Genomic DNA, 26,647 nt, shown 5'->3' with positions numbered 1-26,647 from the left:
GTCGTGGGGTTCGTCTGGCACATAGCCGTCAGGTACTTCCGCTCCACTCGCGCGGACGCGCACATCCGGGCGCTGTCCACCCTGACGGCGGGCGGCCTGGCGGTGGGTACGGCGGCGCTGGTGCTGGCGTTGTCGGCGCTCGCCGGCTTTCAGAACCTCCTGCTGGAAGATCTGGCGCGGCATACGCCGGCCCTTCAGATCGAGTTCGGCGGCGGCGGCGCCGCCGGCAGTGGCCAGGAAGGCGCGGCAATGGCGGAAAGCGTGCAGGGTCTGGCCGAACTGGCGGCCGCGACGAACGGCGTCGCCGCCGTCCAGGAGCTGCTCTACGCGCGGGGCTGGCTGGCCGATGGCGATCGTCCGTTCGCGGTCGAGGTGCTGGGCTACGAGAAGCGGCCGCCGCCCTGGATTCCGGTCCAGCCGGAGGCGACGTCCGGTCTGATCGTGCCTGTTTCCGTGGCGTTGCGGATGGGGCTGGCCGTGGGCGACATGGTACGCGTCGTGTCTCCACGCCCCGGGCTCACACCGGTCGGGCCGCAGCCACGCACCCGGATGCTGCCAGTCGACCTGATCTACAGGTCCGAACGCGCGGAGGACGCGGACGACCCGGTGCTGGTGCCGCTCGAACAGGCTTCCGCCCTGTTCGCGCGGGGCGACAGGCGACTGGATCTGACGCTCGCCCCGAAGGCGGATCCGGAGCGGATCGGCGACTTCCTGCGCCGGGGAATCGATCCGTCCGTGGCGACTGTGACCACCTGGAAAGAGGCCAACCGGGCGCTCCTCTTCGTGCTGCGTCTCGAGAAAGGCCTGGTCTTCTCGGCGGTGGCCCTGATCGTCGCGGTCGCCTCGTTCGCCCTGCTCGCGGCCTTGTCCATGGTGCTTTCGAGCAAACGCGCCGAGGTCGGTGTGCTGGCGGCGATGGGTGCGCCGCCGGCCCGGTTGCAGCGCGTGTTCCTGCTGCTCGGCGCGCTGCTGTCGGTCGGCGGCGCCGGCCTCGGCGGTGCGGCCGGCGCGGGGCTCGCGGCGCTTCTGGACCGCTACCGGGTCATCTCCACGCCGTCCGACGTGTACGTCGTGGACTACGTGCCATTCCTGGTCCGGGGCACGGACGTGCTCGTCGTGGTTGCCGTGACCGTTCTGTTTACCGCCGCGGCCGCCGTGATCGGCGCGCGCAAGGCGAGTCTCCTGCATCCGGTCGAGGCGATGCGGAGCGCGCGAACGTGATCGCGGTTTCCGGGGTCACCAAGGCCTACCAGGACGGCGCGGTCCGGCGGCAGGTCCTGCGCGGCGTGGACCTGGTTGTCGCGCGCGGCGAGACGGCAGCCATCGTTGGCCCGTCCGGCTCGGGCAAGTCGACTCTCCTCAACATCCTGGGCGCGCTCGATACGCCGGACGCGGGTTCGGTTCGAGTCGACGGCGTCGATCTCACCGCGTCCAGGCCGTCGGCCCTGGCTGGCTTTCGCAACCGGTCCCTCGGTTTCGTCTTCCAGTTCCATCAACTGCTTCCGGACTTCACCGCGCTCGAGAACGTGATGATGCCGGGGCGGATCGCGGGCCGCCCGACCTCCTCTCTCAGCGCCCTGGCGCTCGCGCTCCTGGACCAGGTCGGCCTCGCCGGCCGTGCCGGCGCCTTCCCGCAGCAGCTCTCCGGCGGCGAGCGGCAGCGGATCGCGATCTGCCGCGCCCTGGTGCTCGAACCTGCGGTGCTGCTGGCCGACGAGCCGACCGGCAACCTGGATTCCAGGAGCGGCGAACAGGTGCTCGATCTCCTGGACACACTGCGCAGGCGTCGGGATACGACGATGTTGCTGGTGACGCACAATCCGGCAGTGGCGAACCGTTGCCGCAAGGTGCTCTGTCTCGACGGGGGCCGCCTGACGGCCCTGGGCGAATAAACTCTAGGCCGTGTTCGAGAAGTACAACGAGAAGTCGCGGCGAGCCCTCTTCTTCGCTCGCTACGAGGCGAGCAAGCTGGGTAGCCGGGTCATCGAGTCGGAACACATCCTGCTCGGCATCCTGCGCGAGGGGGAGGAGTCGATCATCGAGCTCCTCCAGCGCCTCCAGGTCAAGCCGGAGGATCTTCGCCGCGAGATAGAGGGCGAGCGGGTGTTCGTCGAGCGCATCTCGTCGACCGCCGAACTGCCGCTGTCGGAGGAGTCGAAGAAGATCCTCGCCTTCGCCTCGCACGAGGCGGAAAGCATGGTCCACGCCGCGGTCGGCTCCGAGCATCTGTTGATCGGCGTGCTGCGGGTCGACAACTGCCTCGCCCAGCGCGTCCTCGTGCGGCACGGGCTCGAGGTCGCGACGGTGCGCGAACACGTCGCGGACATCGCCCGCGAGCGCGCCAGCCGGCGCGGCAAGCAGGAGTTGCCCTTTCTGGCGGAGTTCGGCCGCGACCTGACCGCACTCGCGCAGCAGGACCACTTCGACCCCCTGATCGGCCGCCAGCAGGAAGTCGGCCGCATCGTCCAGATCCTCGCGCGACGGACGAAGAACAACCCCATCCTGCTCGGGGAGCCGGGGGTGGGCAAGACGGCCATCGTCGAAGGACTGGCGCAACGGGTGTCCCACGGCCGCGTGCCGAAGTTCCTTGCGCGCAAGCGCATCATCGCGCTCGACCTGTCCCTGATCGTCGCCGGCACGAAGTACAGGGGACAGTTTGAGGAGCGTCTGAAGGGCATCCTCAAGGAGCTCGAGGAAGGCGAGGACGTGCTTGTCTTCATCGACGAGATCCACGCGCTGGTCGGGGCCGGATCCGCCGAGGGTTCACTCGATGCCGCGAACATCCTGAAGCCGGCCCTGTCGCGGGGCGACATCGCCTGCATCGGCGCCACGACCCAGCGCGAGTACCGTCGGCACATCGAGAAGGACCGCTCTCTGCTGCGGCGATTCCAGGCGGTGCAGATCAAGCCGCCTTCCGCAGACGAGACCTACGACATCCTGGTCGGCCTGAAGGAGCGCTACCAGGGCTTCCACAAGGTCGCCTACGACGACACCGCGCTGCGCGCCGCGATCGCCGGGTCCAACCGCTACATCACCGACCGTCATCAGCCCGACAAGTCGATCGACGTGATCGACGAGGCCGGCGCCCGGGTCAAGCTGCGCCGGGTACGGGATACGCGACAGGCGCGGCGGATCGAACTGGAGATCCGGGAAGTCGTGGCCGAAATGAAGGCGGCGATCTCGGACAAGGACTTTGACCGCGCCGTCCGCTTCCGCGAGCGCGAGATCGAGCTCCGGGAAGATCTCGAGAGCATCGAGCAGTTGCATGAGCAGGACGTTGGGGATCAGGTTGTGACCGCTCAGGACGTGGAGGAGGTGATTGCCTCCTGGACAGGGGTTCCGGTGGCTGCCGTGCGGGGCGACGAGGCGAAGCGGCTGATGACGATGGAGGACGTTCTGCGGCGCCGGATCGTGGGGCAGGATCGCGCGATCCGGTCGATCAGCCGCGCCATCCGCCGGTCGCGGCTCGGCGTATCCGATCCCCGTCGGCCGGTCGGCTCGTTCGTCTTCCTGGGGCCGAGCGGGGTCGGCAAGACGGAGGTGGCCCGGCGTCTCGCCGAGTTCCTGTTCGGCAGTCAGACCGCTCTCATGCGCTTCGACATGAGCGAGTACATGGAGAAGTACTCCGCATCCAAGCTGATCGGCTCGCCGCCGGGCTACGTCGGCTACGAGGAGGGCGGCCAGTTGACGGAGCGGGTTCGGCGCCAGCCGTACTCGCTGATCCTGTTCGACGAGATCGAGAAGGCGCATCCGGACATCATGAACCTGCTGCTTCAGATCCTGGAGGAGGGCAGCCTGACCGACGCCTACGGCAACCACGTCGACTTCCGTCATGCCCTGGTGCTGCTGACTTCCAATCTGGGCAGTAAGCTGGTGCTCAAGGGTGGGCGCATGGGCTTCGGCGGCCCTTCCGGAGATGACTTCGGCCGCATCAGGGAAGAGATCGAAGCGGAGCTCCGCCGGAGCTTCAGCCCCGAGTTCATCAACCGCATCGACGAGACGATCGTGTTCAATCCGCTGGGTCGGGAGGAGCTGCGAGCCATTACCTGCCTCCTGCTCTCCGACGTGAACGAGACCCTTGCCGACCGGGGGCTGGCCGTGGAAGTCACCGGTGAGGCGCGGGAATGGCTGCTGGAGCAGGCGGGCATCGATCCGTCGACCGGCGCCCGTCCATTGCGTCGCACGATCCAGCGCTACGTCCAGGATGCGGTGTCCGATCTGCTGATCCAGCGCACCGGTGATGCAGTGGAGCGCATTCGCGTGGATCTGGCCCGGGAGGAACTGGTCCTGGAGGTCGTTCAAGGCGGCGCCGCCCTGACCGTTGAGGAGGAACCTGCTCTTGCGGAATCCTGATCGAAAGAACCTTCGACGGCTGGCACGGCCGGGCGCGCTCGTCGCCGTCTTCCTGCTCGCCGTACCGGCCGCCGGCCAGTTGCTGGTCGGCCGGCCGATCGTGTCGGTCGAGTACGCCGGCGTCGAGACGCTGAGCGAAGACAGCCTGAGCTACTACCTGGATATCGAGGCCGGAAAGCCCTGGGATCCCGGACGCGTGAACGAGCGGATCAAGGATCTCTGGGAGCGCAAGCTGATCGATGACATCTCGGTCGCGGCCGAGGCGCAGGACGAAGGCGTGCTGGTCCGGGTGACGGTCACGGAGAGGCCGCTCCTGGTCTCGCTCGAGTACGACGGTCTGAAGAAGGTGAAACGGAGCGACATCGGCGACATGACGGACCGGGAGCGGATCTCGGTCTTCGAGGGCCTGCCGCTGGACCTGGGCGAGCTGGCCCGTCTCGAAGGGGCCATCAAGAAGCTTTACGAGGAGCGAGGCTTCCGGTTCGCGGGTATCCACGTCGAGATCCAGGACGCGGGTCTGGGCGAGAAGCGGGTGCTGATCACCGTGGACGAGGGCGGGAGAGTCAAGATCGGCCAGGTCGACTTCGAGGGCAACGAAGTGTTCTCCGCCGGCCGCCTCCGACGCCAGATGGAGAAGACGAAGAAGTCGAACCTCCTGACCAGAATCCGCAAGCGCGACGTGTTCAACTCGGCTACGGTTCAGGAGGATCTCGACAAGGTCAAGGACCTCTACCGCCGCTTCGGCTACAAGGATGTCGAGGTCGGCGAGCCCGAACTCGACGTCATCGAGCGCAAGCCGAACGCCGGGCGCATCGAGGAGCGAAAGCGCCAGCTTGCTCTCGTGATTCCGCTCGAGGAAGGACCGCGCTGGAAGCTGGGCGAAGTCGATGTGGAGGGCGCGGAGATTCTGCCCGAGGAACTGCTGGTGCGGATGTTCAAGGATCCGAAGGGCGGCTGGCTGCGCTCGGACGTGATCGACGAGGGCGTGGAGCAGGTCCAGGAGCTCTACCGGAACAGCGGTTACATCTTCGCGGACGTGAAGATGGAAATCGTCGAACGGGACGATCTGGTGGCCGACATTCTCGTGACGGTCGAGGAGAACGACCAGTTTCGGATCGGACGGCTGGAGTTCACGGGCAACGACCGGACGCGTGACCGGGTCCTGCGGCGGCAGATGCTGCTGAAGGAAGGCGACGTCTTCAACACGGGCATGCTGCGCACCAGCCTGTTGCGCCTGAGTCAGCTCGAGTACTACGTGGTCGACGAGAACGAACAGGTCGACGTCGACTACGACATGGACGACCAGCAGGTCGACATCACGGTCAAGGGCAGCGAGACGGGTCAGACGGAAGTCCAGTTCGGCGGCGGCTACAGCGAACTCGACGGCTTCTTCGTCCAGTCGGCTTTGCGCACCCGCAACTTCCTGGGCCGCGGCGAGACCGTCGGCGTGTCGATCCAGACCGGCCGTTACCGCGACATCTTCGACGTCTCGTACTACATGCCCTGGGTCAAGGACCGGCCGCAGAACTTCGGCGTTCAACTCTTCAACCGGGATACGGACTTCGACCTCCTCGTCGACCAGCGTTACCGGAGCAAGGAGGCGGGCGGCGTCATCACGTTCGGCCGGAACTTCCGCCGCTGGGAGATGATCCAGATGTCCTACAGCAACATGGACATCGAGAGCTACCAGTCGCAGACGTTCTACTTCTTCGACAACCCGGAAGTGCAGGACGACCCGACGAGCGACACGTTCGAGCAGGCGTTCCAGTTCAACCGCCGCTCGGTCACGGCCACCTACCAGTACGACAGCCACAACAGCCGTCTGGAGCCGACTCAGGGAAAGCGCCTGATCGCATCCCTCGAGTACGCCGGCGGCCCCCTGGGCGGCGAGTCCTTCTTCATCCGCCCCTCGCTGAACGCGGCAATCACGGTGCCGCTGACGAGGCGCGGGCTGCGGACGGTGGGGCGGGCGAACATTCAGCTCGGCTACATCCAGCCGTTCGGCCAGGACGACACCGGCAACGTGCGCCAACTGTTCTTTCTGGACCGCTACCTGCTGGGCGGCGAGAACAGCCTCCGCGGCTTCGCGTTCCGTTCCATCTGGGTCCGCGATCCGGAGACCGGCCGCACCCTCCTCGACCGGAACGGCTTCCCCCAGGGCGGCAACAAGAGCGTGGTCATCAACCTTGAGCACCACACCCTGGTCAACGGTCCGTTCCGCGTCGTGACCTTCTTCGACGCCGGGAACGTCTACGGCGACGACCAGGACGTCGATTTCAACCACATGCGCATGTCCGCCGGAATCGAGCTTCGCGTCAACGTGCCCATCCTTGGAGCTCCGCTCCGCTTCATCTACGCTACGAACCTGAATCCGCTGGACAACCTCGGAGGCGTCGACCGGGAGCGGTTCGACAGCTTCGACTTCAGCATCGGAACCAGCTTCTGACGCCTCACGGAGAACTACGAAGATGAACCTGAAAACCCTCGGATTCCGCGCGGCCGCGGTGACCGCCTTGGTCATCGCCGGCGTCGTCATGGCCGGGCCGGCCGCGGCCCAGAGCAAGATCGCCGTGGTCGAGGTCGAGCGCCTCCTGCAGGAATCGGCGCGCGGCCAGGTCGCGGTTCAGGAACTGACGCAACTCCGGGACGAGAAGCAGGCGGAGCTCACGAGCAGGCAGGAGCAGTTGGCGGCGCTCCAGAAGCAGTACAACGATGGCCGGCTGACGCTGGCCGAGGACCGTCTGGCAGAACTCGAGAAGCAGCTCGAGGACATGACGATCGACCTGCGCCGCGCCCAGGACGACGCGAACCGCGAGATGCAGAAGGTGCAGGGCGAGAGGTTCGGCGAGATCGAGCAGGCGGTGCTGCCGATCATCTCCCAGGTCGGACGGGAGTTCGGCTACACCGCGATCTTCAACAAGTTCCAGGGGGGGCTGCTGTTCGCGGCCGACGCTGCGGACATCACGAATCTGATCATCGAGCGCTACAACGCCGCCTACCCGGCGACTCCCACGGAGTAGAAGCTACTCCGTGTTGCGGATGCTGTAGAGCTTCGACCGGGTACGGATCAGCAGCCGGTCGCCGGCGACCGCCGGCGACGCCATCGCCATCTCGTCGAGGCTGTTCGTGTGGAGCACCTCGTACTCCGAGCCGGCGCGGATCACGTACGTGTCGCCCTGCTCGCTGAGCGCGAACACGCGGCCGTTGTAGGCCCACGGCGATGAGGTGAAGCTGGCGCCGCCCCGCGGCGCCACGCGCTTCCGGCCGTACACCGGCTCGCCGGTCCGCGCGTCGTACGCTTCGAAGAAGCCGCGGTCCAGCAGGCTGTAGTAGACGCCCTTGTAGACCAGAGGCGAGGTGTTGTAGTTGCCGGCCTTGGGCTGGTGCCAGGCGACGAACTCGCTCTCCGTCGCGTCCCCTTCCAGGGTGATGTCGCCCAGCGCCCCCGGACGGATGGCGAAGACCGGCCGGCGCTGATCCTGGAAGTAGCCGGAGTTGACGTAGACCATCTCGTGAGCTGCGAACGGGGTGGCGATGGCCGCCCAGGACATGCGGCCGTCCATCTCCCACAGCAGTTCGCCGTCCAGGCCGTACGAGCGAATGCGGTTCTTGCCGGTCGTGACGATCTCGGTGCGGGCTTCGTTCGCCCAGACGAACGGCGTTGCCCAGCTCGACACTTCTTCCCGGCCCGTGCGCCAGCGCTCTTCGCCCGTGCGTTTGTCGAGAGCGGCGATCCAGGACTCTTCCTCGTTGTCGTAGAGGATGATCAGCAGGTCGTCGTGCAGCACGGGCGAGGAGGCGGAGCCGTAGTCCCACATGGTCGGACGGTAGGGCGTGTCGAAGCTCCACACGGCTTCGCCTTCCATCGTGAAGGCGTAGACGCCGAGGTCGCCGAAGCGCGCGTAGACGCGTTCGCCGTCGGTGGTTGGCGTCTCCGAGGCGTACGTCTGCTTCTGGTGGCGCGGGAACTCGGGTATGCCTGCCTTGACCGAGCGTTCCCAGAGCACCTCGCCGGTCGAGAGGTCCAGGCAGTACACGCGCCAGTCGTGCTGCGCCTGCGGCGGTTCGCTGCGGCCGCGGGCGGCGTAGAGACCAGCCTGAGGGCGCTCGAACTCGCCTTCGGAAACGGCGGTCGTCAGGAACACCCGGTTGCCCCAGACGATCGGACTGGACCACCCGAGTCCCGGGATCTCGACGACCCATTCGACGTTCTCCGTCTGGCTCCAGCGATCTGGAAGGGCGGGATTGTCGGAGACGGCCGGGTTCATGCCCGGGCCGCGGAACTGGGGCCAGTTGTCGGTCGCGGCAGCCGCGCCGGCGCAGAGCGCGGCGCAGGCGAGCGCCGCGAGGATGACGGTGTGGCTTCGGTGTTGGGGCGATGTCGCACTCTTCATCGAATCGGACCTCCCGGTCGCAGGAAGGAAACGTTGGCTAGGAGTCGTTGCGCATCGTACACGGTCCGCCGGTGACCGAGCCGCGCTTCCGGTAGGCTCGCTTCGTGACCCACCGCCTCGCCGATCTTGCCGCGATGGTTGGAGCTGACCTCGAGGGCGATCCGGATCGGCCGATCGACGGCATAGCCACCCTGTTGGCCGCGGGCCCTGGAGATCTCTCCTTTCTGACCAACCCCCGGTACCGCGATCAGGCGCTCGCCTCGAAGGCCGGCGCGCTGCTGGTGTCCAGGGATCTCTCTCCCGAAACGCTCGCCGATCTCCGCACCGATCTGGTGCTCTGCGACGACGCCTACCGGGCCCTGGCCGACCTGATGACGGCTCTCTTTCCGGTTCCAGAGGTGGCGCCCGGCGTTCACGAAACGGCCTGTGTCGACGCTTCCGCCCAGGTCGACCCCGCCGCCCGTGTCGACGCTTTCGCCGTGGTCGGCGGGGGCTCGACGCTCGGTCCTGGCGTGGTGATCGGCGCCCACACCGTGGTAGGCCGCGGCTGCAGTCTGGGAACCGGCACCGTGCTCCATCCCCACGTCGTGGTCTACGACGGTACGCGCATCGGCGAGCGGGTGGTCGTGCACTCCGGCGTCGTCCTGGGCGCGGACGGTTTCGGGTTCGCGGAGGGCGCGGAAGCCGCCTCACAGGTCAAGTTGCCTCAGGTCGGCGTCGTCGTGATCGGGGACGACGTGGAGATCGGCGCCAACTCCGCGGTGGATCGGGCCACCTTCGACACCACCACGATCGGTCGCGGAACGAAGATCGACAACCTGGTGCAGATCGGCCACAACGCGCAGATCGGTCAGGGGTGCATCCTCTGCGGTCAGGCCGGCGTGTCCGGCAGCAGCCGCATCGGCGACCGGGTGCTCCTGGCGGGTCAGGCGGGCGTCGCCGGCCATTTCAGGATCGGCGACGGCGTGCAGGTGGCGGCCAAGTCGGCGGTGTTCCAGGAAGTCGAGGAGGACCAGCGTGTCGCGGGCATTCCCGCCGTACCAATCGCGGCCTGGCGCCGGCGTAACGCGCTACAGTCGCGCCTGCCGGCGATGCGCAGCGCGCTCAGGGCGCTCGAGCGACGTGTGGGGGAACTCGAATCGGCGGGTCGCGATGGCCGCGACGATTCGGCGGCGGACGGGGGAGACGAGACGTGAGCAAGGAACGGGAGGAAACCGACGGCGCCGCCGTGAGGGCGCCGCTCGGACCGTTCGACTCGCGCTGGATCGCGAGCGTACTGCCGCACCGCTATCCGATCCTCCTGGTTGACCGGGTACTGGAGCTGGTGCCGGGGGAGCGGGTGGTGGCGATCAAGAACGTGACCCGCAACGAGCCGTTCTTCGATGGCCACTTCCCGGGGAATCCGATCATGCCCGGAGTCTTGGTGATCGAGGCGATGGCGCAGACGGCGGGTCTGCTGCTTTTGCACGAGATCGAGGACCGGGAGCGCCGGGTGCTCTTCTTTTCCGGCATCGAGAGGGCCCGCTTCCGCCGTCCTGTCGTTCCCGGCGATCAACTGCGGATGGAGGTGGAGTCGCTGCGCCTGCGCACCGTCCACTCCCGCTTCCGGGGCCGGGCCACGGTCGACGGGGAGCTGGCGGTGGAGGCCGTCTGCACCTCCACGATGGTGGCGCCCTGAAAGACCGCGGACCGCGGCGCGGCCCATGACGTCGAGGATCCATGAAACGGCGGTCGTCGATCGGTCTGCCGACCTGTGCGATGGCGTGGTCGTCGGCGCCTATGCGGTGATCGGGGCCGGCGTTCGGATCGGCGACGACACGGAGATCAGCGCCCACGCTACGGTCCTCGGCGACACGGTTCTGGGACGGGCCAACCGGGTTTTCCCCTATGCCGCGATCGGATTCGACCCGCAGGACCTCAAGTACGAGGGCGAGTCGAGCCGGCTCGTGATCGGCGACCGCAACCAGTTCCGCGAGTTCTCGACGGTCAACCGGGGCACCGCGTTCGGCGGCGGTGTCACCCGCATCGGCGACGACAACCTGTTCATGACGCAGACCCACGTCGGCCACGACAGTCAGGTCGGCAGCCGGACGGTGTTCACGAACGGCGGCACCCTGGCCGGTCACGTGGAGGTCGAGGACGACGCCACGATCGGCGCCTTCTCGGCCGTCCACCAGTTCTGTCGCGTCGGCCGGCATGCCTACATCGGCGGCTACTCCGTGATCACGATGGACGCGCTGCCGTTCTGCATCACCGTGGGGATCAAGCCGGCGTGCATGGGAGTCAACCGCATCGGACTCGAGCGCAAGGGCAAGTCGCCGGAGGACATCCGCTCCATCGAGAGGGCCGTGCGGGTGCTCACCCGTTCGCGGAGGAACACGACCCAGGCGCTCGAGGAACTCGACGCCGAGCATGCCGGCCACGCCGATGTCGATGCCCTGGTCGCGTTCATCAGGAGTTCCGACCGGGGCTTCATCCGCTCGGCGCGGCGCGGTTCCCGCGGCGCCCGCTCGTGAAGAACGGGAGTTCGCCCTGAGCGCGGAAGCCCCGGTTCGGGCCGCCGTGATTGGCGCCGGCGCGATGGGACGCCACCATGTGCGCCTCCTGGCCCGCTTGTTGGGAACGGACTCGGTGCTCGTGGTCGACGCGGATCCGGCGCGGGCCGAAGACGCCGCGCTTGAGCATGGCGTTTCGGTCGCGGCCGGGGTCGACGAGATCCTGAACGCTGTGGAGGTCGCCGTTGTCGCGGTGCCCACGGTCGATCACCTGGACGTGTCGGCGCGTCTGATCGAGTCCGGCATTCACGTGCTGGTGGAGAAGCCGATCGCGGCGGATCTCGACGTGGCGGATGCTCTGATCACGGTGGCCGCGTCCCGGGGTGTCGTCCTGGCGGTGGGGCATGTCGAGTTCTACAATCCCGCCGTCCAGCAACTGCTGGCGCTAGGGCTCGCGCCCCGCTTCGTCGAAGTGGAACGGATGTCGCCGTTCAGCCCGCGCAGCCTGGATGTCGACGTCGTCCTCGACCTGATGATCCACGACCTGCAGATTCTCCACGCCCTGGACCCGAGTCCGGTGCGGGACGTGCGGGCGGTCGGGATCGACGTCCTGTCGGACCGGGTCGACATCGCGGACGCGCGGATCGAGCTCGAGTCCGGTTGCGTGGCGAACCTGACCGCGTCTCGCGTCTCGGCCGAGCGAGTGCGCCAGTTGCGGGTCTTCTTCGAGGATCGCTACTTCTCGCTCGACTACCAGAAACAGACGGTGCGGGGCGCGCGGCGCGTGCGCGGCGAAGAGGCGGCTGCCGGCGGAGACGCGGTGTCGGCCGGCGGGCCGGCGGGGCGGATCCTGGCCGCCGATCTCGAGGTCGATGGCGGCGAGCCGTTGCGGCTCGAACTCGAGGCGTTTCTCGACCGCTGCGCCGGCGGCGAAGCGCCGTTCGTCGACGGCGCGGCCGGCCGGCGGGCGCTGGAGACGGCGCTCCTCGTGAACTCGACGATCGCCGGGGGCGCCGTCGCGTGAACGTCGACGCCTGGCCGATCGGGATCATCGGCGGCTCCGGTCTCTACGACATGGAGGAGCTCGAGGTTCATGAGGAGCGGACGATCGAGACACCGTTCGGAAGCCCGTCGGACGTCTTCGTGCTCGGAGAACTCAGGGGCCGGCGTGTCGCCTTTCTGGCGCGCCACGGCCGTGGCCACCGCATCCTGCCCAGTGAGCTGAACTTCCGCGCCAACATCTACGCTTTCAAGAGTCTGGGGGTTGAGCGGTTGATCTCGCTTTCCGCGGTCGGCTCGCTGCGGCGGCGCTACCAGCCGACGCACATCGTGGTGCCGGACCAGTTCATCGACCGCACGCGGCACCGTCCGGATACCTTCTTCGGCAACGGGCTGGCGGCCCACGTCGGCTTCGCCGATCCGATCTGTCCGTTGCTGATGGAGGTCTGCGCCGACCAGTCGGCCGCGGCCGGCGCGGTGGTCCATCGCGGCGGCATCTACGTGTGCATGGAGGGGCCTCAGTTTTCGACCCGCGCCGAGTCCTTCATGCACAGAAGCTGGGGCGCGGACGTGATCGGCATGACGAACCTGCAGGAGGCGAAGCTCGCCCGCGAAGCGGAGATCTGCTACGCGACCCTGGCCCTGATCACGGACTACGACTGCTGGCACGAGGAGGAAGAGGACGTGACGGTCGAGGCGGTGCTCGCGGTCCTGCGGCGGAACGCCCGTACCGCACAGGCGGCGGTGGCCCGGATCGTCGAATCGTTGCCGGCTGAGCGCCGGCCCGGAGCGTGCCCCTGCGTCAACGCGCTGGAGCACGCCTTGATCACCGATCCGGCCGTCGTTCCCGCGTCCGTGTTGCGCGATCTGGCGCCGATCGTCGGTCGGCTGCTGGGCAACGGTCGCGGCGACGACTGAGCGGTCCTGGGAGGAGTACCGAACCGATGAGCGCCACCAGACTGCTCCTCACGAATGACGACGGCGTCGATGCGCCCGGTCTGCGCTGTCTTGCCGCGGCCCTCGACGGAGCGTCGACGCCCAGGGGGCCGATCGCCTACGACGTGGTGGCCCCGGAGCGCGAGCAGAGCGGCTGCAGCCAGGCGCTGACCCTGTTCAGGCCGTTGCGCGCCAGGCGGGTGCGGGAGGGCTGGTTCGCGGTCGACGGCACGCCCTCCGATTGCGTCAACCTGGCGGTTCACTCGCTGCTGGAGCAGCGTCCCGATCTGCTCGTGTCGGGGGTCAACATGGGGGTCAACCTGGGTGACGACGTGACCCACAGCGGCACGGTGGGCGCGGCGCTCGAGGGACGGTTGGCCGGCGTGCCGGCGATCGCCTTTTCCCAGGAGTACCGGAAGGCCCGGCGCGCCGACATGGAACGGGCCGCGGCGCTGGCTGCCCGCGCGATCGTCTCCCTGGTCGAGCAGGGGATTCCCGAGCGCATGCTGCTCAACGTGAACTTCCCTTTCGATTCGCCCCGCGGGGTCAGGGTCGCGCGGCTCGGCCGGCGGCCCTACCGCAACACGGTCGTCGAGCAGGCGGATCCGCGGGGCGGCACGATGTACTGGATCGTCGGCAAGCCGGACCCGGAGCGCCTGGACGACACGGATGCGGCGGCGATCAGGGACGGCTTCATCTCGATCACGCCGCTCACCGCCGACCTGACGGACGGAGAGTCGCTGGATGCCGGCGACGGGGTTCTGCTCCGTCTCGCTGGAGCACTGGGTTGAAGACGCAGGCGGCCGGTCCGGGCGGCTACGCCTATGCCCGCCGCCGCATGGTGGCGGACCTCGTCGAAAGGGGCGGCCTGCGGGACGAGCGTGTGATCGCCGCGTTCGGGCGGGTGCCGCGCCACCTCTTCGTGCCCGAGCATCTGGTCAATGACGCGTACGGCGACCACGCGCTGCCGATCGGCTGCGAGCAGACGATCTCCCAGCCCTACGTGGTGGCGCGCATGACCGAGGATCTGGGCGTGCGGGAGGACGACTCCGTGCTGGAGATCGGCACCGGCTCCGGCTACCAGACGGCGATCCTGGCTCTTCTGGCGCACCGGGTCTACAGCATCGAGCGCGTGGGCCGCCTGGCGCGGGAAGCGATCGGCCGGATCCAGGCCCTCGAGCTGCCGAACGTCAAGGTCCAGGTCTTCGACGGCACCGTCGGCTGGAGCGCCGAAGCTCCGTTCGACCGGATCCTCGTGGCCGCCGCCGCGCCCCGGGTTCCGGCCTCGCTCCTCGAACAACTGGCGCCGGGCGGGCGCCTGGTCATCCCTGAGGGCGATCGCCACGAACAGCGCCTGGTTGCCTACCAGAAACACAACAACGGTACGGTCGCTCGCCAACTCGGCGAAGCGGTGCGTTTCGTGCCGCTGATCGGCCGTCACGGTTGGAAGACGAAGGCCGAGGCCGCCTCATGAGCGGGAAGGAGCGAACATGACCGGCGGTCCTTCGAAGATCGGGGATTCATCGAAGTGGCTGAAGGAACGGATCCGCGAGGTTCCCGACTTCCCGAAACCGGGCATCCTGTACAAGGACATCACGACGCTGCTCAAGGACCCGGCGGCGCTGCGCAAGACCGCCGATCGGCTCGCGGAGCGGTTCGCCGGCCGGCGCATCGAGCAGGTGGTGGGAATCGAGGCGCGCGGTTTCATCTTCGGCCCGCTGGTGGCAAACCGGCTGAACGTCGGTTTCGTGCCGGTGCGCAAGCCGGGGAAACTGCCGGCCGAGACGGCCTCGCGCACCTACGAGCTCGAGTACGGCCGGGACACCCTGGAGATTCATCTCGACGGCGTTGCAGCCGGCGAGCGTGTCGTCCTGGTCGACGACCTGCTGGCGACGGGCGGCACGGCGAAGGCAGCGGCGGACCTGATCGAGTCCGTCGGCGGAACGGTCGACGCGATCGGATTCGTCGTCGAGCTGACCTACCTGGACGGTCGCCGCCGGCTCGATGGATACGAAGTGGTTGAATCCCTGGTCCGATACTGAGATCCTTCGACCGTCGCCGCGCGGACGGTCAGCGTCGCGGCCACGTTCCAGGGCGCCTGTAGCTCAGCCGGATAGAGCGGCGGATTCCTAATCCGCAGGTCGGGGGTTCGAGTCCCTCCAGGCGCACCACAGCCTGCATCTCAGCGGATGGCGCGACAGGGATTCCCAATCAGCAGGCAAGGGGGTTCGAGTCCCTCCAGGCGCACCACAGCCTGCATCTCAGCGGATGGCGCGACAGGGATTCCCAATCAGCAGGCAAGGGGGTTCGAGTCCCTCCAGGCGCACCACAGCCAGGCGCACCAGACCTCGCTACTCTTCGATCTCGCGCTTGGGCTTGTCTTCGGCCTCGTCTTCGTCCGGTCCCTTCAGGCCCTGCTTGAAGTTGCGGATGCCGCTGCCCAGGCCGCCCGCCAGCTTCGGAATGCGGCTTGCGCCGAAGATCAGGACGACGATCGCAAGGACGATCAGGAGTTCGCCGATTCCAAGGGTGGGCATCTTGGGTGCTCCAGGGCAGTTGCGTGCCGGGTCGGTAGAGGGTCGGCCCGTTCGGTGCCGGGGCCGCTGGCCAAGTCTGCCACAGGGCCGCGCGTGTCGCGGTTCAGCCGGTGGGGCTGCTAGTGTTCCGCGCTTCGGAGGGGATGCGGAATGAGCCGTTTGACACGAGACGAGATACGGCGCGACGAGGTGCGGGAAGCCGTCTTCTCGGCTTCCACGTGGTTCGCGGAGCACGTTCGACAGATTCTGATGGGTGTGGCCGCAGTGATCGCGGTCGTCGTCGGAGTCGTGCTGTTCCTGAACTACCAGGATGGCCGGGAGAAGGAGGCCAGCCATCAGCTCAGCGAGGCCCTCAAGGTCTACCGGGCGCAGATCGACCAGCCGGCGACTGACGCGATCGACGATCTGTTCGGCACGCCTCCCGACAGCGCTCCGGACGAGGGTGCTGCGGAGGATGGCGAGGAGCCGACCGCTCGGAGTGAAAGCGATGACGACGGACTCAGCTTCGCCTCGGAGGCGGAGCGGCGCTCGGCCGCGAGGATGGAACTCGAGGCCGTGAGGGAGAGCTACGGCTCGACCTCGTCCGGCCGGCTGGCTTCGGTCTACCTCGGGCAGATCGCGGCGGCTGAAGGGGATACCGCGAAGGCGCGGGAGCTGTGGACGAGCTACCTGGAAGCCGCCGGCCGCGATCATGCGATGGCCATCGGCGTGCAGTTGAACCTCTACAGCCTGGATCGCGCCGAGGGGCGGGGCGAGGAACTGGCCGCCACGCTGCGCGGTGAGGTGGCAACCGAGTCCTCGCCGCTGCCCAAGGACGCCCTGCTGTTCGAATTGGCCGCCACGCTCGCGCAGCTCGGCGACGAAGAGGGCGCCCGCGAGACCTTCCAGCGCGTCGTCAACGAGTTCCCCGACAGTGGCTACGCGATCCGCGCCCGGCAGCAGCTCGGCCCCGAAGCGGCGGGCGCGTCGCCGTTCACGTTCGGCGGGTAGCAGCCGTTCCCGACAGCCCGATGGCGACGCCCTTCGACATCCTGAACCGGATGCGGGAGGGGCGGCCGCTGACCGCGAAGGACGTGCGGTCGGTGGTCGGCGGCGCGGCCTCCGGTGGCTGGTCCGACGTCCAGCTTGCCGCCTTCCTGATGGCCGCCGCGATGCGGGGCCTCGACCGCGATGAGACCCGGGAACTGACCCTGGCGATGCTCGAGTCCGGCGACCAGTGGGCACTGGCGGAGGACTTCGGTCCCCTGGTCGACAAGCACTCCACCGGCGGCGTCGGCGACACGGTCAGTCTGATCGCGCTGCCGTTGCTTGCCGCCTGCGGCGTGCCGGCGGCCAAGCTGACGGGCCGCTCCCTGGGCCACAGCGGCGGTACCGCCGACAAGCTGGAGAGCATCCCCGGCGTGCGCCTGGAGCTTGACCGGGTCGGCACCCTCGACCTGCTGGACCGGTTCGGCATGGCGATCGGCATCGCCACGGCCGGCATCGCACCCGCCGACAAGCGTTTTTACGGCCTGAGGGACCGCACGTCGACCGTGAGTTCGATTCCGCTCGTCGTCGGCAGCATTCTGTCCAAGAAACTTGCGCTTGGAGCGTCCGGGATCGTGTTCGACGTGAAGATCGGCAACGGCGCCTTCTTCCCCGACGCGCGCGACACCCGCTCGCTCGCTTCGAGCCTGGTTTCGATCAGCGCCGCCTGCGGCACGCCCGCCGACTACGTCCTTAGCGACATGAACCAGCCTCTTGGCCGTTGGGTCGGCCACGCGGCCGAAGTGAGGGAAGCGCTCGATTGTCTCGCCGGCGACGGTGATCCCCGACTGCTCGAGGTGGTGACCGCGATCTGCCGCAAGGCCGCCCGCCTGGTGGGAAGAGGCCTTCCGCCGCGGGCGATCGACTCGGCGATCGACTCCGGCGCCGCCCGGCAGAAGCTCGTCGACTGGGCCGACGCGCAGGGCGCCGAGCCGGGCTGGACCGAGGCACTGGACCTGGCGCCGGTCGAAGCCGTCGTGACCGCCCCGGACTCCGGCTATCTCACCGCCGTCGACTGTCGCCGCATAGGCAACGCCTTCGCCCACGCCTGCCGCCCGGACCGCGATCCGACCAGGATCGACCACGCCGTCGCCCTTCGCTACGACATCCGCCTGGGCGAGAGAATCGAGCGCGGCCAGGAACTGGTGCGCCTCTACGTGCGCCGGGATCCTGAACTCCTGCAGCGAGAGGTCGCCGCGGCGCTCGTCATCGGCGAAGAAGTCGAGCCGCCGCCAGCCGTGATGGAGTAGCGCGGGCCGAAAGAAGGCAACGGTACGCCACGGACGGCCATTCGTTCCGCCACCCGTACGGCTTTCCCGGCCACCCGATCGAGGTCCGTTCGGCTCGATCTTGGCCAATCTTGGCCTGACCTTCGCCGCGACCTCTACGACCTCGCCAACGACATGGCCGATCTTGCCGGCGCAAGCGCGTCAGCCGCTTGAGCCCTGGGGAGCGGTCAACGGGGTTCGTTCAGCTCGTCACCCTTGGCGACCGGTGACCAGCTCGATCGTTCTTGGGGCGCCGCGGCGTGGGGAAGCCGCTGCATGGCCGCGTCGAAGGTGTAGACGCCGTCCAGCAGTTCGCCGTCGCTCGCCGCGGTCCGGAGCGCCTTGAACACGATCAGCGCGTCTGCGAATCCGACGCGCTTGGGCGACGCCGTTGCCTCCGTCGCTCCGTCGCTGCGGTAGGCGTGGAGCGCTCGCCATACGACCTGGTCGTCCTCGAAGCGGATGCTCGGCTCGCTGAACAGCCGTTCGAGGACGGCTACCAGTTGAGCCTTCGGCAGTCTGTACTTCCTGCCGGAGAGTGTCCAGACCGTTTCCGCCAGGACAACGTCGGTGACCAGGATCGTCTCGCCGGCAGCAAAGACCTTGGCGGCACGTGCCGCCTGCTCCTCGTCGTCCTCAAGCAGATAGCGGAGCAGGACGCGCGTGTCGACCGCGATCAAGGCCTCGACACGTCGAGTGCGCTCTGAAGCGACTCGTCGTCACTCAGCGCCGCGTCGCCGATGACGTGCCGCAGAAAGCCCTTGGCCGCGCCCGCCTCCTTCCGCACAATGGTGATGCGGCCATCGGCAACGAAGCAGCGGTACTCGTCGCCGGGTTCGATTCCGGCTTCCCTGCATTGAGCGATGGGGAGCGTGATCTGGCGTTTGGCGCTCACTCGCGGCATGGTGTCGCTCCTTCCCGGGTCGTCGGTGCGAGCGAAGACTAGCCGTGTTCTTTACTCTGGGTCAAGAGGTAAAGAAAGCGGCTTCGTGACGACGATCCGTCCTGCCGCTACTGCTGGGCGCATCTACACCGCAACGTCGCGTTCGGGGACACCGACGACGTCCAGCCCGCTCCGGTCCGGGGGGAGGGTCCCAGGGGGTCGGAGGCAAGTGACTGCCCGCGCCCTCGCCTGAACTACCGCCGTGGCGGAACGCAGCCGACAACAGCGAGCCCAGACTCCCCATTCTCTCTCTGAGGGCGAGCGTCCCCTGGGACCTTCCCCCCGGACCGGAGCGGGCGGGTGCAAGCCGCCTCGCTACACTGCGGCCGGTGAAGGCTTCGATACTCGCGGTCGGCGACGAGCTGCTCGGTACGGACCGGCTCGACACGAACTCGCTGGCGCTGACGGAGGTTCTGCGGCGGCGGGGCGTGGACCTGGTTTCGAAGGCAGTCGTCGGCGACGACGTGGTCGAGATCGCGGAGACCCTCGATGCGCTACGGGAGCGAGCGGAGCTGCTGCTGGTGACCGGCGGGCTGGGTCCGACGCGGGACGATCTGACGCGGGAGGGTTTGGCCCGGCTACTGGGGCGGTCCATCGCGGTCGACGAAGAGTTATGGGACCAGATCGAACGCGGGTTCCGCAAGTTGGGGCGCCGCATCCCGCGGGTAAACCGCAAACAGGCGGAGCGGGTCGACGGAGCGGAGATGCTGCCCAACCGCGCCGGCGTCGCGCCGGGGCAGCGGATCGAGGATCCGTCCCCCGTGCCGCGCGGCACGACCTACTACCTGTTCCCTGGCGTGCCGCGGGAACTTCACGCCATCGTCGAGGACGCCCTCGATCCGTGGCTTGCGGTACGGACCGAGGACGGCGCGGGCTTCGATCAGGTCGAGGTGCGTGTCGCCTGTCTGCCGGAGTCGGTGGTCGAAGAGAGGATCTCGCCGGTCTACGAGCGCTTCGGGGACGGCAACGTGTCTGTCCTGGCGCGGCCGGGTGAGATCCGGTTGCGTCTGCGTGCAGGCGGTGCCGTTGAAGGTCGGTCGCCGCGTCTGGCCGAGATGGAGGAGGCGGTTCGGGACGCCCTGGGTGACGCGGTGTTCTGCGTCGGACCGATCGAGGACGGTATCGAGTTCGAGGCTGTCGTCGGCGGCTTGCTGGCGGCGCGCGGCGAGACGGTCGCCGTCGCCGAGTCCTGCACCGGCGGCCTGCTCGGCCAGCGGTTGACGGCGACCGCCGGCAGCAGCGCCTGGTTCGTGGGCGGACTCCTGACCTACTCGAACGTGCTCAAGATGCGGTTGGCGGAAGTGCCCCGGGACACCCTGATGGAACACGGCGCCGTGTCGAAACCGACGGCGCTGGCGATGGCCGCGGGCGCCCGGGAGCGCTGCGGCAGCGACTACGGCATCGGCATCACGGGCGTCGCGGGCCCGGGTGGCGGCAGCGAGTCGCGGCCCGTGGGCACGGTCCACATCGCCGTGGCCGGACCGGCGGACTCGCGGTCACATTTCGAAGCCCGGTTCCCCGGAGATCGGGCACGGGTCAGGCAGCTCTCCACCCAGTTCGCACTCGAGATGCTGCGGCGGATGCTGCTCGCCGGTGCAGGGCCGGCCGACGCCCTGCCCTGGGCGGCGCCGTCGCGGATGGGTCCGCCGTGACGGCGGTCGGTCCGGTCGCCGTCGCTTTGTCTTACTTGCTGGGTTCTCTGCCCTGGAGCTACCTCATCGTGCGTCTCCACCGGGGCATCGACGTACGCATGATCGGCAGCAGGAGCGCCGGCGCGACGAACGTGCTGCGGGCTTCGGGCAAGTGGGCGGCTCTGCTCGCGCTGCTACTGGACGCCGCCAAGGGCGCCGCGGCGGTCCTCCTGGCTCGCGCTCTCGACGTCGGCTCCTGGTGGCTGGCGGCGGCCGCGGTCGCGGCGGTCGCGGGGCACGTCTTCCCTCTGTTTCTCGGGTTCCGGGGCGGCAAGGGAGTGGCGACGGCCGCCGGCGTCCTGGCGCTGCTGGTGCCCGGGGCGGCGCTCGGGGCGCTGGCTGTGTTCGCCGTGATGGTGGCGTGGAAGCGCTACGTCTCTCTGGGCTCGATCTCGGCGGCCGTGGCGCTGCCGTTGCTGGTCGGCGTCTATTGGCTTGGCGGCGCCTATCGGACTGAGCCCGAGGTCGATCCAGGGGCGGCCCTGCTCGCGGGTACGGCGGCGATCGCCGCCCTCGTGATCGTCAAGCACCGGGCCAACCTGGTGCGGCTGCGGGCCGGAACGGAATCGCGACTGGGCGCCGAATCGCAGCCGGATCCAGAGGCGCCCGAGGTGGAGGCCTCCGGTTGAGCGGCGCCGGAAAGGGCGGCGGCATCGCCGTGCTTGGGGCGGGCGCGTGGGGCAGCGCGCTTGCCGTTCACGCGGCCCGGGCGGGTACGCCGGTGCTGCTGTGGGCCCGCTCGGCCGAGTTCGGCGCGAAGCTGGCTTCCGAACGGGTCAACGAACGGTACCTGCCGGGCGTGGAGCTGCCGGCCGAGGTCCGCGTGACGTGGGACCTGCGACAGGCCGCCGCGAGCGGCACGGTGCTGGTCGTCGTGCCGTCCCACGGCTTTCGCGCGGTGGTCCGCTCCTTCTTGGAGGCACGCTCCAGCCTGGGCGACGACGCCCTGCTTCCCGGGCGGGTGACCCTGGTCTCGGGCGCCAAGGGGATCGAATCCGACCATCAGGGCCATTTCCGGCGGATGAGCGACGTCTGTGCCGAGGAGGCCTCGTCGGCGGCCGTCGACATCGACTTCGCGACGATCAGCGGCCCGTCGTTCGCCGCGGAGCTGGCCGTGGAACTGCCGACCGCCTGCGTCGTCGCTTCGGAGGAGACCGGCGTTGCGGAGCGGCTGCAGGCCGAGCTCTCCTGCGGGGCGCTGCGGCTCTACACCTCGACCGACGTGGTGGGTGTGGAGATCGCCGCCGCGGCGAAGAACGTGATCGCCATAGCCGCGGGCGTGCTCGACGGTCTCGGCTACGGCTCGAACACCCGCGCGGCGCTGATCACCCGCGGCCTGCACGAGATGATGCGCCTGGGTCTCGCCTGCGGCGGCCGGCCGGCGACCTTTGCCGGGCTCGGCGGTCTGGGCGACCTGGTGCTGACCTGCACCGGCGGCCTGTCGCGCAACCGGAGTACGGGCATCGAGCTGGGGCGCGGCCGCACGCTGGAGGAGATCGAGACGGGTCGCGCGGGCGTCGCCGAAGGTGTGCGGAACTCCCTCGCGCTGCTCGAACTGGCGACCGACAGGAAGGTCGAACTGCCGATCACGGAACAGATGGTCGAGATCCTCTATCGGGGCAAGAAACCGGCGGCGGCGATCCGCGATCTGATGGGGCGTGAACTCAAGGTAGAGTCCGCCCTGTGACCGAGCACGAGACCGTTCTCGTCCTCGACTTCGGCGGCCAGTACACCCAGTTGATCGCACGGCGGGTGCGGGAACTCAGGGTCTACTGCGAGATCCACCCGTTCGACCTGTCCGTCGACGAAGTGCGGGCCCGCAAGCCCGTCGGCATCGTGCTCTCGGGAGGGCCGGACAGCGTCTACGAGGAAAACGCGCCGCAGGCCGACCCGGAACTGCTGCGGCTGGGCATTCCCGTCCTCGGCATCTGCTACGGCATGCAGTGGATGTCCCAGGTCCTCGGCGGCCGCGTCGTGGCGTCGGGCATGCGCGAGTACGGCCGCACGGAGATTTCCCTGTCCGCCCTGGACGGAGGCCTGTTCGCGGGACTCGATGCGGAGCAGGAAGTCTGGATGTCGCACGGGGACCGCGTCGACGAGGTGCCGTCGGGCTTCGAGGCGACCGCCTCGGCGCCGACCGTGCCGGTGGTGGCCGTCCAGGACCGGGAACGGGCCCTGTTCGGGATTCAGTTCCACCCCGAGGTCACCCATACGGACAGCGGGCGCGAGATGCTGCGGAACTTCCTCTACGGCGCCTGTTCCGCGTCCGGCGCGTGGCGGATGGCGTCCTACGCCGAGGAGGCCACGGCGGCGATCGCGGAACAGGTTGGGCCGACGGACCGGGTTCTCTGCGCCCTCTCGGGAGGTGTCGACTCGGCCGTGGCGGCGAGCCTGGTGCGGCGGGCGGTCGGCGATCGCCTGACCGCGGTGTTCGTGGACAACGGCCTGCTGCGCAAGAACGAACGGACGACCGTGGAAGGGAGTCTCAGTGCCGGGCTCGACCTCCATCTGGTCGTGGTCGATGCCGCGAGCGAGTTCCTGGGAGAACTCGCCGGCGTCACCGACCCGGAAGAGAAGCGGCGCACGATCGGCCGGGTGTTCATCGAGGTGTTCCAGCGCGAGGCGAAGAGGCTGGAGAGGACGGGAGACGGCGGCAGGATCCGCTATCTGGTCCAGGGCACGCTCTACCCGGATGTGATCGAGTCGGTTTCGGCCTTCGGCCCGTCGGCGATGATCAAGAGCCACCACAACGTGGGCGGCCTGCCCGAACAGCTTGGTTTCGATCTGATCGAGCCGCTTCGTTTCCTGTTCAAGGACGAGGTGCGGAAGCTCGGCCGGGAGCTCGGTCTCGGCTCGGAGTTCGTGGGACGGCATCCCTTCCCGGGTCCCGGGCTGGGGGTCCGGATTCTGGGGGACGTCACCGCCGACCGCGTGGCCGTGCTCCAGGAGGCGGACGCGATCTTCATCGACGAGTTGCGCGAGGCCGGGCTCTACGACCGGGTGAGTCAGGCGCTGGCCGTGCTGCTGCCGGTTCAGAGCGTCGGCGTGATGGGCGACGGCCGCAGCTACGAGAACGTGGTCGCGCTCCGGTCGGTCGAGACCGAGGACTTCATGACGGCGGACTGGAGCCAGTTGCCCCATGAGTTCCTGGGCCGCGTCGCGGGTCGGATCGTGAACGAGGTGGCGGGCGTCAACCGGGTCGTCTACGACCTGACCAGCAAGCCGCCCGGCACGATCGAATGGGAGTGAGGCGGGCCGCCATCAGCCGCGGGCTATGGGCGTGATCCGGTCCGGATCCTTGCGCAGGAGTCGGGCCAGCCTGGCTGCCAGCCGGTCCTGCTGGCGGCGCACCGCGTCATCGTCTCCCCTGGCCCTGGGCATCCAGCCGCCGGCGATCATGCCGTGGCCGCCGCCGCGGCCGTTGCGTCCGACCAGGCGGCGCATGATGCGCGAAGCGTCGGCGCGGGTGTTCGTGGTCCGGATCGAGCAGTAGAGGCGGTCTTCGTGGAGGCCGCTGCACATCGACCAGGTGCACCCTTCCAGGCGCAGCAGCAGGTCGGCGATCTCGGGAACGATGTCGGGTTGGGCCACCGGGCCGAGCCGGCTCAGGATCAGGGTGTCCACGCCGTAGAGGTTGGCTAGCGCCTCGCGCAGGGTCTCGAAGTAGTTCAGCGGCAGCCTGGGGTTCCGAATCCGGCCCAGCAAGCGTGGCAGGGCCTGAGCGTTGAAGTGGTCGTGGATCGCGCGGTCCGCGGCGCTGGAGCCGCGGCAGAAGTCGAGGGTCTCGCTACGGATCGCGTAGACGATCGCGGTCGCTTCCCGGCGGGTGACCGGCACTCCGGCGGCGAGCAGGTACTCGGCGGCGATCGTGGCGGCGGCGGCATAGTCGGTTCTGAGGTCGTGGAAGGGCGTTGCGGCCGTGCTCGGACGGGGCGGATGGTGATCGATGACGACCTCGGGCATCCGCTCGGCCGGTAGCGGGCTGTTGCCGGTCGCCGGTTGACAGTCGACCAGCGCCACGTAGCGGTAGTTGGCTAGCTTCAGCCGCCGGGCCTGGCTGAAGTCGAGGTCGAGGGAGCGAACCATCTCCTGGTTCTCGGCTCGGCCGATGATGCCGCCGTAGGCCGGCGTGGCGGGGCGCCCGAACCCGGACCGCAGGACCTTCGCCAGGGCGGCCGCGGCGGCCAGCGCATCGGGGTCCGGGTTGTTGTGGGTCAGGACGAGCCAGCGCGCCCGCGGATCCGTGTGCTCGATGTACTCGCGGAACGCGGCGAAACGGCTCCGGGCCAGTTCGCTCAGCATCGTCCTCATGCTAGCGCCGCGAGCTAGGATCGGCCGGTGATCTCCGAGCTGTTCCACATCGGTCCGCTCTCCGTTTCTCCGTTTGGCGTGATGCTCGTGGCGGCGCTGTTCGCGGCCAGCCTCCAGTTGCGCTGGGGCCTCCGGCAGGTGGGCTCGAGCGCTTCCCGTGCCGCGGACGACGCGGCTGCCCTGCTGCTGGCCGGCGCCGTGGGCGGCATCGTCGGCGGCAAGGCGTACTACGCGCTGCTGTATGGCGACTGGCACCTGCTCTACAGCCGTGCCGGGCTGGTCTGGTATGGCGGGTTCCTGGTCGGTGCGGCGGCGGTGCTGCTGGTCATGCGGCGCCGGCGAATGCCGCTCTGGCAGTCCGCCGATGCCACCGCGCCCGCCCTGGCGCTCGGCTACGGCGTCGGCCGCATCGGTTGCCTGCTGGTCGGCGACGACTACGGCGTGCCCACCGACCTGCCCTGGGGCATGACCTTTGCGGAAGGTCCCATCCCCACGGTGGCGAGTGCGATGGAGCGGGAGTTCGGGGTCGAACTGCCGCCGGACATCGCCGCCGACGCCCTGGTCGCGGTACACCCCACGCAGATCTACGAGACCGTTACCGCCTTGCTGATCTTCTGGTTCGGCAGGTCGTTGCTCGCCCGCGGGACGGCGCCGGGCGGCGTGGCCCTTCCGGTCGTCGGCCTGCTGTCGCTGGAGCGTTTCCTGGTCGAGTTCCTGCGCGCCAAGGACGATCGGTTCTTTGGCGTTCTGACAGTGGCTCAGTTGATCGCCATCGCCATCCTGCTTCTGATCGCTTCGCTATGGCTGCACCGCCGCCGCGCGTCCTGACGATTGCCGGTTCGGACTCCGGCGGCTGCTCGGGTGCCCCAGCGGACCTGAGGACGTTCGCGGCCTACGGGGTTCACGGACTGTGCGTTCTGACCGCGGTCACCGCCCAGTCGGCGGCCGAGGTGCGTGCGGTGGAGCCCCTGGGGCCCGACCTCGTGCGCCAGCAGTTGGAGACGGCCGAGGAGATCGGCATCGAGGCGATCAAGATCGGCATGCTCGCCGACGCGGCGACCGTGGAAGTCGTGGCAAGCTGGCTGGAGCGGCTGCCGCCGACGCCGGCGGTGCTGGACCCGGTGCTCAGATCGACCTCGGGGACGGCGCTTCTCGACGCGGAGGCGATGCCGATGCTCGTGGAGCGGCTGCTTCCACAGCTTCTGCTGGTGACGCCGAATCTGTTCGAGGCGGAGGCTCTTTCCGGGGAGACGATCACCGGTCTGGAGGAAGCCCGCAACGCGGCCCGCCGGATCGAGCGGATGGGTCCGAGCGTGCTGGTCACGGGTGGCCACGGCTATCCGGCTGCCGCCTACCGATCGAACGGCGGTACGGCCGGAGGCGGCGGCGAAGTGACGGATCTGCTGTTCGACGGCAACCGTTTCGAGGCCTTCGTCCACCCGAGGATCCGGACGCGCTGGCGGCGTGGCACGGGCTGTACGCTCTCGGCCGCGGTCGCGGCCGGGCTGGGCTGGCATCTGCCGCTCCAGGAAGCCGTACGGCGGGCGGTCGCCTTCGTCGAACGCGCGCTGCGGGGTTCCTACCCTCTGGGGCGGAGCGGCGGACACGGTTCGCTCGATCCGATGGCAGGCCGCCGCGGCCGGCGGTGAATGCGAAGCGTTGGGAATGCCGCGGCCGGCGCCGACGGTTTGCCG

At 68.7% G+C, this 26,647-nt stretch carries 26 protein-coding genes and 1 tRNA gene; 22 read left to right on the top strand and 5 right to left on the bottom strand.

Annotation, left to right across the window (positions count from 1 at the left end):
* Positions 1-3 precede the first annotated feature (3 nt).
* Genes OXI49_10770 through OXI49_10750 form a run of 5 tightly spaced genes read left to right on the top strand, consistent with a single transcriptional unit; the run spans position 4 to position 7,373 of the window.
* Complete coding sequence (locus tag OXI49_10770; GenBank protein ID MDE2690985.1) at positions 4-1,221, top strand: FtsX-like permease family protein; 1,218 nt, start codon at positions 4-6, stop codon at positions 1,219-1,221.
* Positions 1,218-1,892 (top strand): ABC transporter ATP-binding protein, encoded by a 675-nt coding sequence (locus OXI49_10765; protein MDE2690984.1) that lies wholly within the window; start codon positions 1,218-1,220, stop codon positions 1,890-1,892. The genes OXI49_10770 and OXI49_10765 overlap by 4 nt, the downstream gene beginning before the upstream one ends.
* A gap of 10 nt (positions 1,893-1,902) precedes the next feature.
* Positions 1,903-4,353, top strand: coding sequence for an ATP-dependent Clp protease ATP-binding subunit (locus tag OXI49_10760; GenBank protein MDE2690983.1), 2,451 nt, complete (start codon positions 1,903-1,905; stop codon positions 4,351-4,353).
* On the top strand, positions 4,340-6,799 hold the full coding sequence (gene bamA / locus OXI49_10755; GenBank protein MDE2690982.1) for an outer membrane protein assembly factor BamA: 2,460 nt from the start codon (positions 4,340-4,342) through the stop codon (positions 6,797-6,799). The genes OXI49_10760 and bamA overlap by 14 nt, the downstream gene beginning before the upstream one ends.
* A 22-nt stretch (positions 6,800-6,821) precedes the next feature.
* On the top strand, positions 6,822-7,373 hold the full coding sequence (locus tag OXI49_10750) for an OmpH family outer membrane protein (protein ID MDE2690981.1): 552 nt from the start codon (positions 6,822-6,824) through the stop codon (positions 7,371-7,373).
* 3 nt (positions 7,374-7,376) lie between these two features.
* On the opposite strand, the gene OXI49_10745 is transcribed toward OXI49_10750, so the two are convergent.
* A complete protein-coding gene (locus OXI49_10745) occupies positions 7,377-8,747 on the bottom strand; it encodes a PQQ-binding-like beta-propeller repeat protein (protein MDE2690980.1) in 1,371 nt (456 codons plus the stop codon).
* A gap of 104 nt (positions 8,748-8,851) precedes the next feature.
* Between OXI49_10745 and lpxD the strand changes: the two genes are divergently transcribed.
* The 9 genes from lpxD to OXI49_10700 all read left to right on the top strand — a co-directional run bounded on the left by lpxD (position 8,852) and on the right by OXI49_10700 (position 15,348).
* Positions 8,852-9,943, top strand: coding sequence for a UDP-3-O-(3-hydroxymyristoyl)glucosamine N-acyltransferase (lpxD, locus tag OXI49_10740; protein MDE2690979.1), 1,092 nt, complete (start codon positions 8,852-8,854; stop codon positions 9,941-9,943).
* Entirely contained in the window at positions 9,940-10,425 is a 486-nt protein-coding gene (gene fabZ, locus OXI49_10735; protein MDE2690978.1) for a 3-hydroxyacyl-ACP dehydratase FabZ, read from the top strand. Before lpxD ends, fabZ begins: the two co-directional genes overlap by 4 nt.
* Positions 10,426-10,450: 25 nt before the next feature.
* Positions 10,451-11,263 carry an acyl-ACP--UDP-N-acetylglucosamine O-acyltransferase gene (gene lpxA, locus OXI49_10730; GenBank protein MDE2690977.1) on the top strand — a complete coding sequence of 271 codons (813 nt, stop codon included), beginning with the start codon at positions 10,451-10,453 and terminating at the stop codon, positions 11,261-11,263.
* Entirely contained in the window at positions 11,181-12,266 is a 1,086-nt protein-coding gene (locus OXI49_10725; GenBank protein MDE2690976.1) for a Gfo/Idh/MocA family oxidoreductase, read from the top strand. Before lpxA ends, OXI49_10725 begins: the two co-directional genes overlap by 83 nt.
* Positions 12,263-13,159 (top strand): S-methyl-5'-thioadenosine phosphorylase, encoded by an 897-nt coding sequence (gene mtnP, locus OXI49_10720; protein MDE2690975.1) that lies wholly within the window; start codon positions 12,263-12,265, stop codon positions 13,157-13,159. The genes OXI49_10725 and mtnP overlap by 4 nt, the downstream gene beginning before the upstream one ends.
* Positions 13,160-13,185: 26 nt before the next feature.
* The gene (gene surE / locus OXI49_10715; GenBank protein ID MDE2690974.1) at positions 13,186-13,968 is read left to right on the top strand and encodes a 5'/3'-nucleotidase SurE; all 783 of its coding nucleotides are present in this window, start codon (positions 13,186-13,188) and stop codon (positions 13,966-13,968) included.
* Between the two features lie 47 nt (positions 13,969-14,015).
* Entirely contained in the window at positions 14,016-14,651 is a 636-nt protein-coding gene (locus OXI49_10710; GenBank protein ID MDE2690973.1) for a protein-L-isoaspartate(D-aspartate) O-methyltransferase, read from the top strand.
* Between the two features lie 16 nt (positions 14,652-14,667).
* A complete protein-coding gene (locus tag OXI49_10705; GenBank protein MDE2690972.1) occupies positions 14,668-15,219 on the top strand; it encodes an adenine phosphoribosyltransferase in 552 nt (183 codons plus the stop codon).
* A gap of 52 nt (positions 15,220-15,271) precedes the next feature.
* Positions 15,272-15,348, top strand: a tRNA-Arg gene (locus OXI49_10700).
* A 180-nt stretch (positions 15,349-15,528) separates the two neighbouring features.
* On the opposite strand, the gene tatA is transcribed toward OXI49_10700, so the two are convergent.
* On the bottom strand, positions 15,529-15,714 hold the full coding sequence (tatA, locus tag OXI49_10695; protein ID MDE2690971.1) for a twin-arginine translocase TatA/TatE family subunit: 186 nt from the start codon (positions 15,712-15,714) through the stop codon (positions 15,529-15,531).
* A gap of 150 nt (positions 15,715-15,864) precedes the next feature.
* Between tatA and OXI49_10690 the strand changes: the two genes are divergently transcribed.
* Positions 15,865-16,704 carry a tetratricopeptide repeat protein gene (locus tag OXI49_10690; GenBank protein ID MDE2690970.1) on the top strand — a complete coding sequence of 280 codons (840 nt, stop codon included), beginning with the start codon at positions 15,865-15,867 and terminating at the stop codon, positions 16,702-16,704.
* A gap of 20 nt (positions 16,705-16,724) precedes the next feature.
* Positions 16,725-17,990 (top strand): thymidine phosphorylase, encoded by a 1,266-nt coding sequence (locus OXI49_10685; GenBank protein ID MDE2690969.1) that lies wholly within the window; start codon positions 16,725-16,727, stop codon positions 17,988-17,990.
* Positions 17,991-18,196: 206 nt separating this feature from the next.
* Here the strand turns inward: OXI49_10685 and OXI49_10680 are convergent, their stop codons facing one another.
* Positions 18,197-18,688, bottom strand: coding sequence for a type II toxin-antitoxin system VapC family toxin (locus tag OXI49_10680; protein ID MDE2690968.1), 492 nt, complete (start codon positions 18,686-18,688; stop codon positions 18,197-18,199).
* Positions 18,685-18,912 carry an AbrB/MazE/SpoVT family DNA-binding domain-containing protein gene (locus OXI49_10675; GenBank protein ID MDE2690967.1) on the bottom strand — a complete coding sequence of 76 codons (228 nt, stop codon included), beginning with the start codon at positions 18,910-18,912 and terminating at the stop codon, positions 18,685-18,687. Before OXI49_10675 ends, OXI49_10680 begins: the two co-directional genes overlap by 4 nt.
* A gap of 368 nt (positions 18,913-19,280) precedes the next feature.
* On the opposite strand from OXI49_10675, the gene OXI49_10670 reads away from it, so the two are divergent.
* Genes OXI49_10670 through guaA form a run of 4 tightly spaced genes read left to right on the top strand, consistent with a single transcriptional unit; the run spans position 19,281 to position 23,891 of the window.
* Positions 19,281-20,603: a CinA family nicotinamide mononucleotide deamidase-related protein gene (locus OXI49_10670; protein ID MDE2690966.1), complete on the top strand. Its 1,323-nt coding sequence runs from the start codon at positions 19,281-19,283 to the stop codon at positions 20,601-20,603.
* Positions 20,600-21,271, top strand: a complete 672-nt coding sequence (plsY, locus tag OXI49_10665; protein MDE2690965.1) for a glycerol-3-phosphate 1-O-acyltransferase PlsY — start codon at positions 20,600-20,602, stop codon at positions 21,269-21,271. The genes OXI49_10670 and plsY overlap by 4 nt, the downstream gene beginning before the upstream one ends.
* Complete coding sequence (locus OXI49_10660) at positions 21,268-22,329, top strand: NAD(P)-dependent glycerol-3-phosphate dehydrogenase (protein MDE2690964.1); 1,062 nt, start codon at positions 21,268-21,270, stop codon at positions 22,327-22,329. The genes plsY and OXI49_10660 overlap by 4 nt, the downstream gene beginning before the upstream one ends.
* Positions 22,326-23,891, top strand: a complete 1,566-nt coding sequence (guaA, locus tag OXI49_10655; protein MDE2690963.1) for a glutamine-hydrolyzing GMP synthase — start codon at positions 22,326-22,328, stop codon at positions 23,889-23,891. The genes OXI49_10660 and guaA overlap by 4 nt, the downstream gene beginning before the upstream one ends.
* A gap of 12 nt (positions 23,892-23,903) precedes the next feature.
* Here guaA and OXI49_10650 read toward each other — a convergent pair whose 3' ends face one another.
* Positions 23,904-24,944: a DHH family phosphoesterase gene (locus tag OXI49_10650; GenBank protein ID MDE2690962.1), complete on the bottom strand. Its 1,041-nt coding sequence runs from the start codon at positions 24,942-24,944 to the stop codon at positions 23,904-23,906.
* Between the two features lie 36 nt (positions 24,945-24,980).
* Here OXI49_10650 and OXI49_10645 point away from each other — a divergent pair, with 36 nt between their 5' ends.
* Both OXI49_10645 and thiD read left to right on the top strand, forming a co-directional pair.
* Positions 24,981-25,781: a prolipoprotein diacylglyceryl transferase gene (locus OXI49_10645; protein ID MDE2690961.1), complete on the top strand. Its 801-nt coding sequence runs from the start codon at positions 24,981-24,983 to the stop codon at positions 25,779-25,781.
* Complete coding sequence (gene thiD, locus OXI49_10640; GenBank protein MDE2690960.1) at positions 25,754-26,602, top strand: bifunctional hydroxymethylpyrimidine kinase/phosphomethylpyrimidine kinase; 849 nt, start codon at positions 25,754-25,756, stop codon at positions 26,600-26,602. Before OXI49_10645 ends, thiD begins: the two co-directional genes overlap by 28 nt.
* The last annotated feature ends 45 nt before the right edge of the window (positions 26,603-26,647 follow it).

The sequence above is a fragment of the Acidobacteriota bacterium genome, assembly GCA_028875725.1.
Taxonomy (GTDB): domain Bacteria; phylum Acidobacteriota; class Thermoanaerobaculia; order Multivoradales; family Multivoraceae; genus Multivorans.
The sequence above is the reverse complement of the archived record's forward strand: the minus strand, read 5'-3'. Positions and strand labels throughout refer to the sequence as shown.

What these genes read in the sequence shown, in the direction of transcription:
- OXI49_10750 (MDE2690981.1), top strand. Translation starts at nt 6,822, where the DNA reads ATGAACCTGAAAACCCTCGGATTCCGCGCGGCCGCGGTGACCGCCTTG.
- OXI49_10745 (MDE2690980.1), bottom strand. Translation starts at nt 8,747, where the DNA reads ATGAAGAGTGCGACATCGCCCCAACACCGAAGCCACACCGTCATCCTC.
- lpxA (MDE2690977.1), top strand. Translation starts at nt 10,451, where the DNA reads ATGACGTCGAGGATCCATGAAACGGCGGTCGTCGATCGGTCTGCCGAC.
- OXI49_10725 (MDE2690976.1), top strand. Translation starts at nt 11,181, where the DNA reads ATGCCCTGGTCGCGTTCATCAGGAGTTCCGACCGGGGCTTCATCCGCT.
- surE (MDE2690974.1), top strand. Translation starts at nt 13,186, where the DNA reads ATGAGCGCCACCAGACTGCTCCTCACGAATGACGACGGCGTCGATGCG.
- OXI49_10710 (MDE2690973.1), top strand. Translation starts at nt 14,016, where the DNA reads ATGGTGGCGGACCTCGTCGAAAGGGGCGGCCTGCGGGACGAGCGTGTG.
- OXI49_10705 (MDE2690972.1), top strand. Translation starts at nt 14,668, where the DNA reads ATGACCGGCGGTCCTTCGAAGATCGGGGATTCATCGAAGTGGCTGAAG.
- tatA (MDE2690971.1), bottom strand. Translation starts at nt 15,714, where the DNA reads ATGCCCACCCTTGGAATCGGCGAACTCCTGATCGTCCTTGCGATCGTC.
- OXI49_10690 (MDE2690970.1), top strand. Translation starts at nt 15,865, where the DNA reads ATGAGCCGTTTGACACGAGACGAGATACGGCGCGACGAGGTGCGGGAA.
- OXI49_10685 (MDE2690969.1), top strand. Translation starts at nt 16,725, where the DNA reads ATGGCGACGCCCTTCGACATCCTGAACCGGATGCGGGAGGGGCGGCCG.
- OXI49_10675 (MDE2690967.1), bottom strand. Translation starts at nt 18,912, where the DNA reads ATGCCGCGAGTGAGCGCCAAACGCCAGATCACGCTCCCCATCGCTCAA.
- OXI49_10650 (MDE2690962.1), bottom strand. Translation starts at nt 24,944, where the DNA reads ATGCTGAGCGAACTGGCCCGGAGCCGTTTCGCCGCGTTCCGCGAGTAC.
- thiD (MDE2690960.1), top strand. Translation starts at nt 25,754, where the DNA reads ATGGCTGCACCGCCGCCGCGCGTCCTGACGATTGCCGGTTCGGACTCC.